Below are 15,186 nucleotides of genomic sequence, written 5' to 3' on the forward strand. Positions count from 1 at the left end.
TCAGGTTTTTAGAAAATATCAAGGGGGGAGGGAATACCCGCCTTCTTGTGAAGCAGGGGGGAAAAGCCGATGGGTCTTTATAGGGGGCCGGCGCTTGGATTAAGCCCTCGGAATGGAGGGGGAATGAAAAAGATTTTTTTAGCGGTTCTATTCTTCTTATTTTTAACAGAAATGTCTAATGCCGTCGTCATCACATTTGATGACCATCCTGATGCCACCCAGAACGCCTATGGTCCAATAGGGACATATAATGGTTTTGAGTTTCATGCAACCAATAGCTTGGACCGATTGGACTGGATAGATACCGTTGGTTCTGCTTGGGACTATGGCGCCATTAGTGGTGATTTTACGATGTTAGATAACTTTGGCGGGGAGGGCAGGATAAATGCTGTAGGCAATGCAGATTTTACCTTTGACGGGCTATATGCCAGGATTTGGCGCACAGGGACCAATGCCTTAATAATTTCAGGATACCAGAATGGTTCTTTGGCCGTTTCTGCAGAATACACCTTAACAACGGATTGGACGTATTATTCAGGTTGGGACGGTGTTCTGATCAATGCGCTTCATCTTGTTGTCCCCAATGGCATTTTTCTGGTTGATAATTTGGCGTTGAACGAGTCTCAAGTCCCTATCCCCAGTACATTAACCCTTTTGGCTTTTGGCCTGGTAGGACTTGCCGGCGTGGCCGGAGGAAAAGCGCTGCGGCCGGGGTAATGTGCCGTCGCCGGTATATGGAAATCAACTCGGCCAGCCGACACAGACAGTCTTTATTTTTGCGGCAGATAGAAGAGGCTTGTTTTAAAACAAAAAAGCCGTTGAAAACTCAACGGCTTAATGGTTTAGTGGTGGAGCTGAGGGGGATCGAACCCCTGACCTTACGGCTGCCAGCCGTACGCTCTCCCAGCTGAGCTACAGCCCCAAAACGAGGGCATTTATATCCGGTATCGGTTGGTATGTCAACACAAAATTAGTAAAAAATGCATGGCGTTTTTAGGGAGACGCTTAACATGGCGGGATTACAGGCTTAAAAAATGTGCTCAGAAAAAACAGCGGGATTGATTGTTTGTGCCATCGGCCAGTTATGGGGGGAGGGCATTGCCCTTTCCCGGGAGGCCTTGTTTTTTCTTGAGTCAGGTTTCGGTATCTCAACTGCCCGGGAATTGAAAGAAGCCATGGGTGAAGAAGCGTCCCAGGAAGGGGAGATCATTCTCGAATACCTTCTTTTTCCGGATCAGAAGCTTCTTTGTATTCTGGAATCGTTTTTAGGGCCAGCCGGGCTGACCGCTGAAGAAGCCGCCGGCATTGCCCGGCGTCTTTCCCGGAATTATTCCCGGCTTGATGTTTTTTATCCTGGCCAGCCTGAGCCCATAGTGATCCCGGTCCCGCCGGAGCAGGTGACGGTTTTTGTTTCAAGGCTGAATCTGACTGGAAAAATTGACCTTGATATCTGCACTGCCCTTGAAAAGACGGCTGCTGCCGGGGATATTCCGGTATTCAGAGTATTGCTGCGAAACCGGACGTGCCGCTTTGAGGGAAGAAAAAAGCGGTTTTTGCTTGAGTTCATGAGTAAATCAGGTGGCCGCCCCCAGGACTTTGGCCGGGTGTTTGAACTGTTTTTAACGCTGCTTTCCCAGGCACCGGGCGCCGCGGACCCGGCCGCTTATTTTCTGGAGAGGGTTCAAGGGGAGGTAGAGATGATCAATCGTATCCGGGAATTTGAGAGACAATTGTCCCGTTACAGCATGGAATACCTGATGCTTTTAAAATACCCTGTTCCCTGTGAATCTTTTGAAAGGGTTTCCCTCAGGCTGTCAAAGCTGAATCTGATTGTGTCAGATATCCTTGGTATCCCGCCTCCCTTGTGTTGTGACCCGCCGGCCAGGGACCTGGGCGATTTTGATCCGGAAAAGGATCTGGGCAAGCTGATGGAAATTTTATCTTAATGAACGCCATGGCTGATCATTTTAAGCAAAACAGCGGTTCCTATTTCAGGCTGGTTCTGGATTCCCTTTCCGCCCATGTGGCCGTTCTCGATAAAACCGGCCGGATTCTGGAGACCAACGAAGCCTGGAAAAAGTTTGCGCGGCGCAATGATTTGCAGATGCGTCCCGATACAAAGGGGATTAATTATCTTGATGTCTGCGCCGCCTCCCCGGGCCGGGAGGAGGGGGAAAAAATAGATGTCAACCGGGGCATCAGGGAATTGATTGCGGGAAAAATTGATGAATTTGTCATGGAATACGCCTGCCATTCGCCGAAAGTCCGGCGGTGGTTTTACATGCGGGCCACCCGCCTTGAACTGGAAGGCGACCTCTTTATCATCATCAGCCATGAAAATATTACCGCATTGAAACAGGCCCAGGAGGAGCTGCTGGGAAAAGAGGCCATGCTCAGGAAAGAAAGGGAAAAGCTGGAACTCCAGTCCAGCCACTTAAGTGAGGCAAACACCGCCTTGAAAGTGCTTTTGGACCAGCGGGAAAAGGATAAATCAGATCTTGAACAACAGTTTTTGACCCATATCAGCCAGCTTGTCCTGCCCCACCTGGATCAGCTTCTGGACAGCGGGCTTGGGGCGCGGCAGGCTGCTCTGGCCCGCACCGTCCGTTCCAACCTGGACAGTATCGCCTCTCCTTTTTTAAAGCGGCTGCCTTCACTGGCCCTTCAGCTGACGCCCCTGGAACTGCAGGTGGCCAATCTGGTAAAAGAGGGGCGGACAACTAAGGAAATCGCCGCTGTACTGGGATCCTCACCCGATGCCGTGGATTTCCACAGGAAGAACATCCGGAAAAAATTTGGTTTGACCGGCCGGAAAATCAATTTAAGGACCTATCTGCTTTCTTTAAAATAGTAGTTTTTTACTACCGGAAAACTATTGTTTTATTCCTATTGAATCCGTTGGCCCGTGTTTATACATTCAAATTTATTCGGGCTGTTTTTCACCGGCGGCCCGCAATCTAAATTCCAACCACAGCCATGGGGAGGTCATTATGCTTTGCAGTTATTCTCAATTGGATGAAAGCGCTTTAAAATCCATCCAGGCCCTTGAATCGGAAATCGGAAAGTCTCTGCTTTCCTTTTCCTGCCAGGACGTCGAGCCTGCATCGGTCGATGAGGGGGCGCTGGAAAAAATCCGCAAACTTGAAAAAGCGCTTTCCGTTTCCCTGGTCGCCGTGGATGGGTAATCGGGAGGCTTTTTTATCTGTACCCCTAAAAAAAAGGCCGGTCTGCCCCTTTTTTCTTTAAATCCGAGGTGGTAGTCATTATCGTTGGGACAGATACGCTGTTATCCGATGAGTTTTGACACAGGAGGCCACCTTGATCACCCAGGCACAACGCGTTCCTTTTTTTTACGGATATACCATTCTTGTTGCCGGTTTTTTTATCCAGGCCGTGGTCTGGGGCGCCAGCAACAGCTTCGGCGTTTTTTTAGACCCGCTGATCAGAGAGTTCGGCTGGTCAAGGGCCACCATTTCAGGGGCGGCTTCTCTGGGATTTCTTGTACACGGCATGTCCAGTATTTTTCTGGGAAACCTTAACGACAGGTTCGGTCCCCGGTTTATCATGTCCGGTTGCGGGCTGTTTTTGGGACTGGGCTTTTTTCTCATGGGCGATGTGAATGAGGTCTGGCAGCTCTACCTGTGTTACGGCGTGATCGCCTCTATCGGATTGGGGGGCATTGATGTGATCCCCTTGTCAACCGTGTCCAGGTGGTTTGAAAAAAAGCGCGGCATGATGAGCGGGATCATCAAAGTCGGCACAGGCGTGGGGATGCTGGTCATGCCTTTTTTCATCAATGGGCTTTTGACCACCTGCGGCTGGCGGCAGTCCTTTGCGGTGCTGGCCGTTGTCATTCTCGTATTTGTCCTGGCCCTGGCCCAGTTTCTGGTCCGTGATCCCGCTTTGAAAAACCAGTTGGTTGACAATGGGAACCGGCTGGGGGCTGAAAACAGGACGGGGCCGGAAGAGGGGCTGAGATTCAAAGCGGCGGTGCGAACCCGGCAGTTTTGGACCATCTGCATGGTGTATTTCGTGATTCTTTTCTGTGTCTACACGGTACTCATGCATATTGTCCAGCATGCCATTGACCAGGGGATTGCCCCGGGGGTGGCCGCCGGGGTGCTTTCCACCGTCGGGGGGGTGAGTATCTTCGGCAGGCTGCTGATGGGCGGAGCCGGTGACAGGATCGGCGAGAAAAGGGCCCTGTTGATCTGTCTTTCCTTTCTGCTGCTGGCCCTTTTCTGGCTTCAAGCCGTATCCGGCCTGTGGATGTTCTATGTGTTCGCTACGGTCTACGGGTTTGCCCACGGGGGATTTTTTGCTTTGGTCTCGCCCCTGGTCGCCGGATTTTTCGGAACAAAGTCCCACGGCCTGCTCTATGGCATCGTTATATTCTGCAGCACCATCGGGGGGGCCATCGGTCCCCTGATGGCCGGACTTATTTTTGATCTGACCGCAAGTTACCGGATTGTGTTCTGGGTGCTGGCGGCCCTGGCAGCCTCGGCTATTATCATGACAGCCTCCCTGAGGCCCCTGATAAATACCGACCGGTAGTTTCCGAATCTCTAAAGGCACGCACCGGAGGTATTATTCACCGGGCAGTTTGTATTTTCCGATCCTGTCATTATGCAGGCTGCCCAGATACAGATGGCCCCTGTATTCCTTGGCCGAGGTTATTTCCTTTAAATGGGTCCCGGTGGGATCGTGCAGGCTTTGGGTGATATTTCCGCCTTCGTCCAGTGCCAGGACCAGGCCGTAGGGTTTGGGCTGGGGCCACAGGGCTCTGGGCAGTTTGACCATTTGTGCCTTGAGGAAGGGAAACGCGTGGAGTTTATCGGCCAAGGGGTTGCGCACCGTAAAAAGCGCCAGCCAGAATCTGCCTTTCCCGTTGCTTGAGATGTTGTCGGGAAATCCGGGAAGGTTATCCACAAATACCTCATGGGTGCCGGCCTTGTCTCCCTTTAGCCAGTACCGGGTGATCCGGTAGCGGTAAGTTTCATTGATCAGAACAAAATTTTCATTCTGTGACAGGGCCACGCCGTTGGCAAAATAGAGATCCTTTAACAATACCCTGGTGTTGCCGCTGGCCGGGTCATAGGCCATGAACCTGCCGTGGGGCCTGGCTTCCATGAGGTCAAACAGGTATTCTCTCTGGGGGAAGGTATCGCTGGCGTCGGTAAAATAGATGGTGCCGTCCCTGGCAATATCCAGGGCATCGGTGAATTTGAACGGCCGGCCGCCGGCCCCTGTGACAAGCACCTTGATCTTTCCTTCAGGGTCAATGGAGAGCAGCCCCTTATCGGCATCGCAGACAATGAGGTTGCCGTGGCGGTCGAATTGCATGCCCAGGGGGCGGCCGCTGGTGACGGCAAAGATTTCCCGGGTGCCGTCGGGAAGAAGGCGGATGATTTCCCCGTCTCCGGTTCCCCCGTACACCCGGCCCAGGCGGTCCACCGCCACCTCTTCCGGGCCGTTTATCTTTCCTTGGGCCAGCAGTTCGGCATCCTGCAGCAGGGCGTTGGGGGCCAGCACCCCGGTCAATTCAGGGCCCTTGGGAGGCGTGTATGCCACCGGCGCAACCGGTGAGGGACGGAGCAGGAAGATGGTGAGGAGAATTGCAAGAATGCCGAGGGTCACAAGGATGATTTTTTTCATATCTTCTCCTGTTTGAATATTTTCAAGCAGGATAGCAATATTCAAAATTCATGTAAACTCTGATATGATAGCCCATTACCCCTAACCATAAGGAAGGCCCATGTCAGATATAATAAAACCCTGGAAACTTGCCGAAAAAAAACGCCAAAAAAGTCAAAAACGATCATCCTCCAGGCAGTCCCATCCCTTTTTGGCCCAGGATCCCGAAGCGGTTGTGGGCCAATTCCATGAACTGCCCGTGGAGAATCTTTCGGATTACGGCGTCTATTTGAGCTTCGGCCGGGACCGGGTACTGCTGCCCAATAAATATGTGCCCGAGGGCATTGGCGTGGGAGAGAAGATCCGGGTTTTTATCCATACCGATTCCGAGGACCGGCCCGTGGCCACCACTTTGAAGCCGGCCGGTGTGGTGGGGGATATCGTCCCCCTCAAGGTCAGGGATACGGCCGCTTTCGGGATTTTCATGGACTGGGGGCTTGAAAAGGACCTTCTGGTTCCCCGCAGCGAACAGCAGGGACGGATGGAAATCGGTGAAACCCATTTGGTAAAGATCTGCCTGGATGAATCCTCCCACCGGATTTACGGTTCCACCCTGTGGGATGAGTTGTGCCCCGGAGGGGCCGCGGACCCGGCCCCCGGAGAGGCCGTGGACCTGATCATCCACAGTATCACCCCCATCGGGTATATTGCTCTGATCAACCAGGCCGGCCAGGGGCTGCTCTATAAGAACGAAACCTTTGAAGACCTCTCCATCGGGGACCAATGCCGGGGGTATGTCCTGAAGCGTCGCAAAGACGGCAAAGTGGACCTGACGCTGAAACAGCCGGGGTATGCCTCGGTGGAAGGATCGGCCCAAAAAATTCTGGCAGTGCTGGAAGCGGGGACAGGATTCAGCCCCTGCCATGACAAAAGCCGTCCTGAGGAGATCCAGGCTGCTTTTTCAATGAGCAAAAAGGAGTTCAAAAGGGCCGTGGGCCGTCTTTACAAACAGGGCCGGATCACCCTGGAAAAGGCCGGGGGCATCCGCCTCAAATCAGGAGCGACCAAAGATTAACTCCCAAACAGCTTGTTTTCTTTTACATAATCTGTAAATCCGTCTGACCATGGCAGGTCAATTGAGATTTCCCTGGGATCATCCAGGTGGAGGGTGCTGTATTGGCCATCCAAGGGCTGCGGGTTTAATTGAGTCAACGGCGGCGAGTCCATGGTATCGCCTGTTGACGCTGTTGTATCCGGGAGACTGAATTTAACCGCCTTTTCCCAGGGGATGAATACCGAGGAGGTGAACCAGCTTAGGGGGATGGTGTCTGAAAGGACAATGCCTTTCCGGGAAAGGGACAGCTTCAGGGTTTTGAATTCTTGGGTATCCTGGGTATGGAAGCCACATTTTCCGATTACAAATTCAGGGAACCCCATTGCAAAGCCCATTTGAACCTTTGCACTGAGCCTGTATCTGACTTTAATCATCTTCCAGATATGTGTTGCCGTCATCAATCGCCTCTTCATTTAAGGTTGCCGGGGCTGAGGGAATTAAATTTCAATCTGCCATCCCGTGGAAAAGGTGGTTAAGGCCTCTCCCATTATTTTTTTTAGGCGGGCAGGCGCATCCGGCCCTGTGCAGTGGCCGGTATAAAATTTTGTATGGGGATGGGCGGATAATTCTTTTGCAAGGGCGTCGAGCCTGTGGCCGGGTTCTGTCACCCGGGCGGAGGGGTTGTACAGGTGAAAACCGCCGATTACATGGCCGATCTGCCGAAGACCGGAACGTTCCAGGACCGTGGAGAGCATATTGCCGATGCCCGAATGGGCGCAGCCGGTGAGCAGCAGGCTGGTGCCGCCTTCTTGTATGAGCAGGGCCATCTCATGGGAAAAATCGTCCGGTACCATGGCCCTGTCCCGGGTGCCGGCCCATAGCGCGGCATTGCCGCCGGGGATGAATCCCCTGGCTGAAAAGCCGGTGAACAGCATCATTGAATCGGAAAGCGTCATGTCCGCCGTGATGAAGGTGCACCGTGACCTGTCGATGGCATCCCGGTCAAGGCCGATATACCTGGGCGGTGCCCCCGGAGATAGGGCGTAGAAATCCCCCATGGCCCTTTGGGTCATGAAAATGGGCGCGGTGGTGTTGATCTCCTGGAAGGAGGGAATGCCCCCGCCGTGGTCGTAGTGGCCGTGGGAGATGAAAACCGCCTCTGCCCGGGCCGGGTCAACACCCAGAATGCCTGCATTGGCCAGGAAGCTATTGTCCGGGCCTGTGTCAAACAGCAGGCACCGGTCCCGGGTTTCAATGAACAGGCTCAGCCCGTGGCCCGGGGTGAGGCCGGGACGGGCCGTGGTGTTTTCCAGCAGGCAGGTGATTTTCATCTTCGGGCACCTCCGTTGGTCATGTCCGGCACTGGAAATGGAGGTTGAAGGCATCGTTGGGGATCTCTTCGGCAAGGACCTTTGTGAACCCCGCTTCTTTGAGCAGGTCCATGGCCTGTTCTTTTCCCCACATCATGCCCAGTCCCCGGCCCTTGTCGTTGAGGCCGACGGGCATACAGTGCATGAGGCTGACCGTATATAGAAAAGGGGCCATGGGGTGGTCCATGTTGTCCTGGATCCGGGTGCCGGCCTTAATGTCGATCATGGAAAAAAGCCCTCCGGGCTTGAGCATATACACCACCCCCTTTAATGCGGCAAGTGGGTGGGACTGGTCGTGGATGGCGTCAAAGGCGCAGATATAATCGAATTTATGCGCCAGCATCTTTTGTTCCCGCACGGCGGCTGCATCCTGAACCAGGAATCGGGCGTTGTCCAGGCCCATATCCCTTGCCGCGGCCTCGGCCCTTTCTATGGCCTGCCCATGGTTGTCCATTCCGGTGAAGCTTGAATTGGGAAAGGCCTTGGCCATGAGGTTCAGTGCCACGCCCTGGCCGCAGCCCAGGTCGCATACCTCGATGCCGGTCTCAAGCGCTTCCACCAGCCTGCCCCGGTCCACCGAGGGGAGAAATTCTTGGACCAGCACCTGTTCGTGTTTGGCATCGGAGAGTTCGGACATAAATGCCTGGAATTCGGGATATTGGGAGAAGGGGACCCCGTCTCCTGTTTTAAACCCTTCCTGGACAGCTTCCATGGCACAGGCCGTGAGCAGGGGGATCTCCTGGGTGTATACCCCCAGGTTGTTATTGCCGGCCCGGCGGCAGAGAAGATCTCCGTGGCTTTTGGGCAGGCTGAAGGCGTCTTTACCTTCCGGAGTCCGGGTCAGTTCAATGATTTCCCCGGTGGCCATGATGGCCAGCCATTCCTTCAGGTACCTTGGGCTGAGTGCAGTGGCTGCTGCCAGTTCGTCCAGGGTCATGGCCGTATCCGATTGGTCCATGATATCGAAAATTTTATGGCCGTATCCGATCCCGAGGGCCAGGTTGAGGGAACCGTGGTTGAGGATCTGTATGAGTTTATCTGAGAAATCGGTCATTTTATCCGTCTCCTTCTAATGAAAAGTCCGGCACCGGCTGTGCTGCCCAGGATATCCGCAGCCCAGTCCCAGAGTGAGGCGGTCCTTCCCGGCACAAAGGACTGGTGGATTTCATCCGAGAGCCCGAAAAGAATCGCAAATCCGGCGGCAGCCAGAAAAAGGCGGATGCCGGTGATGCCGGGCCGCTCCATGTCCATGGTCCGGGCCGCCAGCCAGGCCATCACGGCATAGGCGGTAAAATGGAGCCACTTATCCTGGAATTCAAAGAGATCTTCTTTGATGGGTGAGGGAAATGAGGACTGCCAGATGATGGCGGTGCAGAGCCCGATCAGGGGCAGCCAGTAGAGAAGAAAGCGCCGGGGGGCGGGCATGGGCCTGCCCCCCGGCTTGTTACTTGTTTTTGGGATTGTCCGGTTAGAGGACAATGTCTTCCAGGGCCCTGTCTTTAATGTGTTTGGACACGGTCATCAGGAAATCCTTGTGGGTCATGCCCATTTTGACCTTGCCGTCCAGGGTGCGGACCGAGAGGACCTTGTCTTCTTTCTCCTTGTCCCCGATGGTGATGATCAGGGGGATGTAGTTGAGCTGGGCTTCCCGGATTTTCTTTTTCAGGGTTTCGCTGCGCTGGTCCACCTCGCACCGGATATTGTGGACCTCAAGCAGGTGTTTGACCTCCTGGGCATAGGGCGCCAGGTCCTGGTTGATGGGCAGGAGAATGGCCTGAACCGGGGCCAGCCAGAGGGGGAAGCGTCCGGCAAAATGCTCCACCAGGATGCCGAAGAACCGCTCCATGGATCCGTAGATCACCCGGTGGATCATGATGGGGCGATGCTTTTCATTGTCCGAGCCCTTATAGGTGAGGTCGAAGCGTTCGGGCAGGGCCATGTCCAGCTGAACCGTTCCGCACTGCCAGGTCCGTCCCAGGGCGTCCTTGATGTGGATATCTATTTTGGGGCCGTAGAAGGCGCCGTCACCCTCGTTGATGACATAGTCCTGGCCGTAGTCTTCCAGGGCGGCCTTCAGGCCGTTGGTGGCCTCTTCCCAGAGTTCATCGGTGCCGATGGATTTTTCAGGCCGGGTGGAGAGCTCCAGGCTGAAGGTCAGGCCGAACCGGGCGTAGACCCGTTCCGCCAGTCTCAGTACGCCCAGGACCTCTTCACCGATCTGGTCCGGGGTCATGAAGATATGGGCATCATCCTGGTGGAAGGCCCGGACCCGGAACAGGCCGGAGAGGGCGCCGGAAAGCTCGTGGCGGTGGACCAGTCCGATTTCACCGGCACGCACCGGCAGGTCCTTGTAAGAGTACGCTTTTGTTTTGTAGAGGATCATGCCGCCGGGGCAGTTCATGGGCTTGATGGCGTATTCTTCGTCGTCAATGACAGAGGTGTACATGTTTTCCCGGTAGTTTTCCCAGTGGCCGCTCTTTTCCCAGAGCTGGCGGTTGAGCATGACCGGGGTCTTGGTTTCCACGTAACCGTCGGCCTTGTGCTCCACCCGCCAATAGTCCAGCAGGGCGTTCCACATTTCAATGCCCTTGGCATGGAAAAAGGGCATTCCCGCCGCTTCATCGTGGAAGGAGTAGAGGTCCAGGCGGGTGCCCAGTTTCCTGTGGTCCCGTTTTTTGGCCTCTTCGATCATATGCAGGTATTGGTTAAGCTTTTTCTTGTCGAAAAAGGAGATGCCGTAGAGGCGCTGGAGCTGTTCCCGGCTCTGGTCAGCCCGCCAGTAGGCCCCGGAGATTTTCAGCAGCTTCACCCCTTTGATCATCCCGGTGTTGGGGATGTGGGGACCGCGGCAGAGATCCACAAACTGGCCGTTTTTGTACAGGGAGATATCCTCGCCCTCGGGCAGCTCCTTGATCAATTCCACCTTGAAAGGATTGTCCTTGAAGAGTTCCAGGGCTTCCTCCCTTGAGACCACACGCCGCTCGAACCCGGCCTTGGCCTTGATGATTTTTTTCATCTCCGCCTCGATCTTTTCCAGTTCGTCTTCGGAGAGGGGAGGCATGTCGATGTCGTAGTAGAACCCGTCTTCCACCACAGGCCCGATGGTGAGTTTGGCATCGGGATAGAGGTTGAGGACGGCTTCAGCCATGACATGGGCAGAGGAGTGGCGCAGGATATCCAGGCCCTCGTCGTCCCTGGCCGTGATAAAGGCGATGGCGGCGTCGTTTTCAATGACCCGGCTCAGGTCCATAAGCTGCCCGTCTATCTTCATGGCCACGCAGTTTCTGGCAAAGCCTTCGGAAATGCTTTTGGCCACCTCCAGTCCAGTGGGGGGCGTATCAAATTCTTTTACGGCATTATCCGGAAATGTGATTTGCGTCATTATTTTATTTTCCCGTTATTTATTAACCATTGTAATTCACAGCATTTAAATATAAAAAAGGAATTTTAAAAGATGTGCTCTAAACAATCAAGGGAAAACTAAGTGGATTATAAGTTTATAACAAGGGATGAAGAATTGGCCGCGGTCTGTGAGGACCTGGGCCGGGAGAAAATTATCTGTGTGGACCTGGAGGCCGACTCCATGCACAGCTTTACGGAAAAGATCTGCCTGATCCAGATTGCTGCCGGCGGGCAGGCCTGGCTGGTGGACCCCTTCGAGGTTTCCGATTTTTCATCCTTTGGAAGGATTCTTGAGAATCCGGACATCATTAAGGTTTTCCACGGGTCCGACTTTGATGTCAGAAGCCTGGACAGGGAACTTTCAGTGGAGATCCAAAATCTTTTTGATACGGAAATCGCCTGCCGGTTTTTAAATATAAAAGAGCGGGGGCTGGGCGCCCTGATGGAATCCTATTTTGGTATCCACCTGGAAAAAAAATACCAGAAGGCCAATTGGGCCAAACGCCCCCTCGAGGAAGAGATGGTGGCCTATTCCGTGGGAGACGTGGCCCATTTAAAAGAGCTGCATGACCGCCTGAAAGCAGAGCTTGAAGAGATCGGCCGCCTTTCATGGGCCCGGGAAGAGTTTGAACTCCAGGCAAAGGTGAAGTATGAACTCAATCACCAGCCGCCGCTGTTCAAGCGGTTCAAAGGGGCGGGCAAGCTGGACAACCGGACCCTGGCCGTATTGGAGCACCTGCTCCAGGTGCGGCTGGAGATGGCCAGGAAAAAGGACCTGCCCTTTTTCAAGATCATGTCCAACCAGTCCATCATGGCCATGGCCCAGGAGCGCCCCCGGTCCGTGGATGCCATTCTCTCCATCCGGGCCCTGAGCAAAAAACAGGCGGGCATGTACGGAAAATACTGTGTGGATGCCATTAACACCGCCTTGAACCTCCCCCACAGGGAGCTGCCCTCCTATCCGAGAACCCGGATGCCCCGGAAGACCCCCAAAGTGCTCAAACGCATCGACATGCTCAAAAAAATGCGGGAAAAGGCCTCGGAGGAGATCGGCATGGAACCGGGGTTCCTCATCAACAACAGCCTGATTTCCGCCATTGCCTTTGACGGCCCGGCCGACAAGGCCGCCCTGGCAGAGATCGAATCCATGCGGAATTGGCAGGTCAATGTCCTGGGGGATGATATTCTTACCACCTTGAGCCGCTGTGCTTAACCATTAGGGAGTGAAAATATGGAACTGGAATTCTGGAAAATGGAAGGTTTGGGCAATGATTTCATCATGCTGGACGACAGAGAGGGGGCCATTGCCGGCTATATCTCATATTCGGACCTGGCGGTAAAACTCTGCGACCGCCATTTCGGCATCGGCGGGGACGGGATCATCCTGGCCAAAAAATCCGACACCCATGATATCCGTTTTGTCATCATCAATTCCGACGGTACAGAGCCGGAGATGTGCGGCAACGGCATGCGGTGCTTTGCCAAATTCCTCTATGAAAAAGGGATATTGGTCAAAGAAGAGATGCAAGTTCAGACCCTGGCCGGCACCGTAGTACCCAAAGTGGCGCTGGACGAGGCGGGCAGGGTGGTCTCGGTATGTGTGGACATGGGCGCACCCGAACTCCGGCCTGAAAAGATTCCCTTTATCTGCGAAAAGGACCGGGCCGTGGAAGAGGCCGTGGAAACGGAACATGATACCCTTAAGGTCACCTGTGTCTCCATGGGCAACCCCCATGCCGTTACCTTTGTGGATGACCTGGACCAGGTCAATGTAAAGACATCCGGACGGGCCGTGGAACTCCATGACCGGTTTCCGGAAAAAACCAATGTGGAATTCATCCAGGTGATTTCCGAATCCGAAGTGAAAATGAAGGTATGGGAACGGGGGGCCGGCATAACCTTGGCCTGCGGCACCGGTGCCTGCGCCTCCCTGGTGGCGGCCCATCTCACCGGCCGTACCGGCCGCCGGGCAGTGATCCACCTGGACGGCGGGGATCTGGATATCCGCTGGGACGAAGAGACCAACCACATTTTCAAAACCGGCCCGGCCTGCCTGGCTTTTGAAGGGCGGACCTTGGTTTAAATATACGGTTTAAATATAGGGAAACCTCCCTTCGCCCGCATGGAATAGAATTCAGAAAATAATCTAGGACTGGACAGGATTTAAATGGGCGCGAGGAAGGCTTGGATGCCACAGCATAGGTCTTGTGCGGGGAGAAAACCCTTTATTTGCGCGGCCCGCCCTGGGCCGCCCCGAGGCCTTCGGACCGCCCTTTTGCCGTCCAGTTTCTGCCCTTCAGGGTATGGCCGTCTGCACCTCAAAAGCCGCTCCGGGTTTGACCCAATTATCCATATGCAACTGCCCGGGTTGCTTTGGAAATCTGATAATGGGTTCACGTTTAGCTGGGGGCTGCGGCAGGGGTAAATCCTCAAAAGGAAGCGCCAATTCCCTCTTCTTTTTTTTCGGTTTATCTTTATCGTTGGATGCCCTGAATCCCGGCAAAAATATTGTGCCTCAGGGGGAAACTGTTTATAATATGGATATTAACCCGCGCTTGACCAGAAAGGTAAAACTCAATTGAAAAATGGAAGAAACAATGGTTGCTGAACACCAAAACAGGGGCGGTCCCTGATTCGGATTCAGACCCGGCCGTCCCCAGGAAATAAAGGAGGGTGTCATGAACTCCTTAACCAGAACATCAAAAATCGCCGGGACGGCCGTGATCATTTCAATGTGGGCAATACTTTTCTCCGTTTATGCCGCCGCCCAGGAAACCGGCATGGCCCCCTTCAATCCCGTATATGAATTGACACCGGAGCAAGACGCCGCCATGGCCCAAAAGGCGAAACAGGCGGCCATATCCGCTGCCGCAGATCTGCTCGAGAAAACCCGCATCTGGAAACGGGTGGACCGGATTCGGGAGGGGATCATAAAGCGGTATTCATTTGAGTTCAGGAAATCATTTTCAAAAACGGAGAATCCAGGCGCTGCCCGGAAAAACGGAACCGACAGGAAAAAAGAGAAATCCGGTGAATTTGTGTTTTCGGGGGGGCTCGGCCCGGACATGACCCCGGCCCTTTCGTTTTCCTCGGGATTCCGGCCGGCAAATATCGCCCTTAAATTCGATGTTCTGGACCAGGAGTTGGATTGCGAAATTTCAAGCCGCCCCGTGAACCGGCTCATGGGCGGAAGAACCAGCCTGGGACTCTCCTCGGACGGCGGAGTTTCCCGGGCCATGCTAAAAATATCATTTGATTTCTGAATTGCCTAAAGTTCGTCGCCCCTGACCATCTACTCACGACCTTCCGGATAGGCCAGGTCAATGATGAATCCGGGGGATTCCGGCGTTTCCTTTAGGGTGAGGCGGCATTTTTTATTCACGGCAATAAGCGGCTTACCGGCGGATCGCTCCAGGACCCGCCAGCCGGTAACCTGGAGATGTTCAGCGTAAAAGCCGCGGACCGCATTAAAATTCTCTTTTGTTGAAAATTGGACGGTGACCCCTTCCCGGGTGTACCTTGTGTCAACGGGTTCAGCCGTGTCGTATACGGGAATCTTTGAGCCGAATTCCGGTGGAAGTTCCGCGGCGCTCCATAGGGGGGGCGCCAGAAGAACGGCTATAATTATTGCCGGATATATGGATTTAAAAATGGTCATGGTGTCCTCTTTGTTTCTGTAATCTTTGCTTCCCCATTTCCCGGCTTTGGAACGGGCCGGGAAATGGG

Annotated in this window: 17 protein-coding genes and 1 tRNA gene; 10 read left to right on the plus strand and 8 right to left on the minus strand. The window is 54.1% G+C overall.

All coding sequences use genetic code 11. The annotated features are described in order from the left end of the window. Positions 1–123 precede the first annotated feature (123 nt). The gene (locus tag HUN04_21980) at positions 124–717 is read left to right on the plus strand and encodes a hypothetical protein (protein ID WDP92244.1); all 594 of its coding nucleotides are present in this window, start codon (positions 124–126) and stop codon (positions 715–717) included. 129 nt (positions 718–846) lie between these two features. On the opposite strand, the gene HUN04_21985 is transcribed toward HUN04_21980, so the two are convergent. Next, positions 847–922 (minus strand) — tRNA-Ala (locus HUN04_21985). A 112-nt stretch (positions 923–1,034) separates the two neighbouring features. Between HUN04_21985 and HUN04_21990 the strand changes: the two genes are divergently transcribed. From HUN04_21990 to HUN04_22005, 4 genes are all read left to right on the plus strand, one after another. Beyond that, positions 1,035–1,946 carry a hypothetical protein gene (locus HUN04_21990; GenBank protein WDP92245.1) on the plus strand — a complete coding sequence of 304 codons (912 nt, stop codon included), beginning with the start codon at positions 1,035–1,037 and terminating at the stop codon, positions 1,944–1,946. 8 nt (positions 1,947–1,954) lie between these two features. Next, entirely contained in the window at positions 1,955–2,851 is an 897-nt protein-coding gene (locus HUN04_21995; GenBank protein WDP92246.1) for a helix-turn-helix transcriptional regulator, read from the plus strand. Positions 2,852–2,990: 139 nt separating this feature from the next. Continuing rightward, positions 2,991–3,185 carry a hypothetical protein gene (locus tag HUN04_22000; protein WDP92247.1) on the plus strand — a complete coding sequence of 65 codons (195 nt, stop codon included), beginning with the start codon at positions 2,991–2,993 and terminating at the stop codon, positions 3,183–3,185. Positions 3,186–3,318: 133 nt separating this feature from the next. Then, positions 3,319–4,554 (plus strand): MFS transporter, encoded by a 1,236-nt coding sequence (locus HUN04_22005; protein ID WDP92248.1) that lies wholly within the window; start codon positions 3,319–3,321, stop codon positions 4,552–4,554. A gap of 33 nt (positions 4,555–4,587) precedes the next feature. On the opposite strand, the gene HUN04_22010 is transcribed toward HUN04_22005, so the two are convergent. Next, the gene (locus HUN04_22010; GenBank protein ID WDP92249.1) at positions 4,588–5,655 is read right to left on the minus strand and encodes an SMP-30/gluconolactonase/LRE family protein; all 1,068 of its coding nucleotides are present in this window, start codon (positions 5,653–5,655) and stop codon (positions 4,588–4,590) included. A 100-nt stretch (positions 5,656–5,755) separates the two neighbouring features. Between HUN04_22010 and HUN04_22015 the strand changes: the two genes are divergently transcribed. Beyond that, positions 5,756–6,709, plus strand: a complete 954-nt coding sequence (locus HUN04_22015) for a hypothetical protein (GenBank protein ID WDP92250.1) — start codon at positions 5,756–5,758, stop codon at positions 6,707–6,709. On the opposite strand, the gene HUN04_22020 is transcribed toward HUN04_22015, so the two are convergent. From HUN04_22020 to thrS, 5 genes are read right to left on the minus strand one after another with little or no spacing between them, the layout of a single operon-like run. Next, positions 6,706–7,146 carry a hypothetical protein gene (locus tag HUN04_22020; GenBank protein ID WDP92251.1) on the minus strand — a complete coding sequence of 147 codons (441 nt, stop codon included), beginning with the start codon at positions 7,144–7,146 and terminating at the stop codon, positions 6,706–6,708. The genes HUN04_22015 and HUN04_22020 overlap by 4 nt on opposite strands. Positions 7,147–7,185: 39 nt before the next feature. After that, entirely contained in the window at positions 7,186–8,019 is an 834-nt protein-coding gene (locus HUN04_22025; protein ID WDP92252.1) for an MBL fold metallo-hydrolase, read from the minus strand. Between the two features lie 19 nt (positions 8,020–8,038). Continuing rightward, positions 8,039–9,112: a class I SAM-dependent methyltransferase gene (locus tag HUN04_22030; protein ID WDP92253.1), complete on the minus strand. Its 1,074-nt coding sequence runs from the start codon at positions 9,110–9,112 to the stop codon at positions 8,039–8,041. Beyond that, a complete protein-coding gene (gene vanZ / locus HUN04_22035; protein ID WDP92254.1) occupies positions 9,109–9,483 on the minus strand; it encodes a VanZ family protein in 375 nt (124 codons plus the stop codon). Before vanZ ends, HUN04_22030 begins: the two co-directional genes overlap by 4 nt. A gap of 43 nt (positions 9,484–9,526) precedes the next feature. After that, a complete protein-coding gene (thrS, locus tag HUN04_22040; GenBank protein ID WDP92255.1) occupies positions 9,527–11,440 on the minus strand; it encodes a threonine--tRNA ligase in 1,914 nt (637 codons plus the stop codon). A gap of 102 nt (positions 11,441–11,542) precedes the next feature. Here thrS and HUN04_22045 point away from each other — a divergent pair, with 102 nt between their 5' ends. From HUN04_22045 to HUN04_22060, 4 genes are all read left to right on the plus strand, one after another. Beyond that, positions 11,543–12,673 carry a ribonuclease D gene (locus tag HUN04_22045; protein ID WDP92256.1) on the plus strand — a complete coding sequence of 377 codons (1,131 nt, stop codon included), beginning with the start codon at positions 11,543–11,545 and terminating at the stop codon, positions 12,671–12,673. An 18-nt stretch (positions 12,674–12,691) separates the two neighbouring features. After that, positions 12,692–13,543 carry a diaminopimelate epimerase gene (locus HUN04_22050; protein WDP92257.1) on the plus strand — a complete coding sequence of 284 codons (852 nt, stop codon included), beginning with the start codon at positions 12,692–12,694 and terminating at the stop codon, positions 13,541–13,543. A 304-nt stretch (positions 13,544–13,847) separates the two neighbouring features. Further along, positions 13,848–14,042: a hypothetical protein gene (locus HUN04_22055; protein WDP92258.1), complete on the plus strand. Its 195-nt coding sequence runs from the start codon at positions 13,848–13,850 to the stop codon at positions 14,040–14,042. Between the two features lie 96 nt (positions 14,043–14,138). Further along, entirely contained in the window at positions 14,139–14,723 is a 585-nt protein-coding gene (locus HUN04_22060; protein WDP92259.1) for a hypothetical protein, read from the plus strand. Positions 14,724–14,752: 29 nt separating this feature from the next. Here the strand turns inward: HUN04_22060 and HUN04_22065 are convergent, their stop codons facing one another. Then, positions 14,753–15,118 carry a hypothetical protein gene (locus HUN04_22065; GenBank protein ID WDP92260.1) on the minus strand — a complete coding sequence of 122 codons (366 nt, stop codon included), beginning with the start codon at positions 15,116–15,118 and terminating at the stop codon, positions 14,753–14,755. Positions 15,119–15,186: the final 68 nt, after the last annotated feature.

Origin of the sequence: Desulfobacter sp. (assembly GCA_028768525.1) — a bacterium.
Classification (GTDB): Bacteria; Desulfobacterota; Desulfobacteria; order Desulfobacterales; family Desulfobacteraceae; genus Desulfobacter.

What these genes read in the sequence shown, in the direction of transcription:
- HUN04_21980 (WDP92244.1), top strand. Translation starts at nt 124, where the DNA reads ATGAAAAAGATTTTTTTAGCGGTTCTATTCTTCTTATTTTTAACAGAA.
- HUN04_21990 (WDP92245.1), top strand. Translation starts at nt 1,035, where the DNA reads ATGTGCTCAGAAAAAACAGCGGGATTGATTGTTTGTGCCATCGGCCAG.
- HUN04_21995 (WDP92246.1), top strand. Translation starts at nt 1,955, where the DNA reads ATGGCTGATCATTTTAAGCAAAACAGCGGTTCCTATTTCAGGCTGGTT.
- HUN04_22000 (WDP92247.1), top strand. Translation starts at nt 2,991, where the DNA reads ATGCTTTGCAGTTATTCTCAATTGGATGAAAGCGCTTTAAAATCCATC.
- HUN04_22010 (WDP92249.1), bottom strand. Translation starts at nt 5,655, where the DNA reads ATGAAAAAAATCATCCTTGTGACCCTCGGCATTCTTGCAATTCTCCTC.
- HUN04_22015 (WDP92250.1), top strand. Translation starts at nt 5,756, where the DNA reads ATGTCAGATATAATAAAACCCTGGAAACTTGCCGAAAAAAAACGCCAA.
- HUN04_22020 (WDP92251.1), bottom strand. Translation starts at nt 7,146, where the DNA reads ATGACGGCAACACATATCTGGAAGATGATTAAAGTCAGATACAGGCTC.
- HUN04_22025 (WDP92252.1), bottom strand. Translation starts at nt 8,019, where the DNA reads ATGAAAATCACCTGCCTGCTGGAAAACACCACGGCCCGTCCCGGCCTC.
- HUN04_22030 (WDP92253.1), bottom strand. Translation starts at nt 9,112, where the DNA reads ATGACCGATTTCTCAGATAAACTCATACAGATCCTCAACCACGGTTCC.
- vanZ (WDP92254.1), bottom strand. Translation starts at nt 9,483, where the DNA reads ATGCCCGCCCCCCGGCGCTTTCTTCTCTACTGGCTGCCCCTGATCGGG.
- thrS (WDP92255.1), bottom strand. Translation starts at nt 11,440, where the DNA reads ATGACGCAAATCACATTTCCGGATAATGCCGTAAAAGAATTTGATACG.
- HUN04_22050 (WDP92257.1), top strand. Translation starts at nt 12,692, where the DNA reads ATGGAACTGGAATTCTGGAAAATGGAAGGTTTGGGCAATGATTTCATC.
- HUN04_22055 (WDP92258.1), top strand. Translation starts at nt 13,848, where the DNA reads ATGGGTTCACGTTTAGCTGGGGGCTGCGGCAGGGGTAAATCCTCAAAA.
- HUN04_22060 (WDP92259.1), top strand. Translation starts at nt 14,139, where the DNA reads ATGAACTCCTTAACCAGAACATCAAAAATCGCCGGGACGGCCGTGATC.
- HUN04_22065 (WDP92260.1), bottom strand. Translation starts at nt 15,118, where the DNA reads ATGACCATTTTTAAATCCATATATCCGGCAATAATTATAGCCGTTCTT.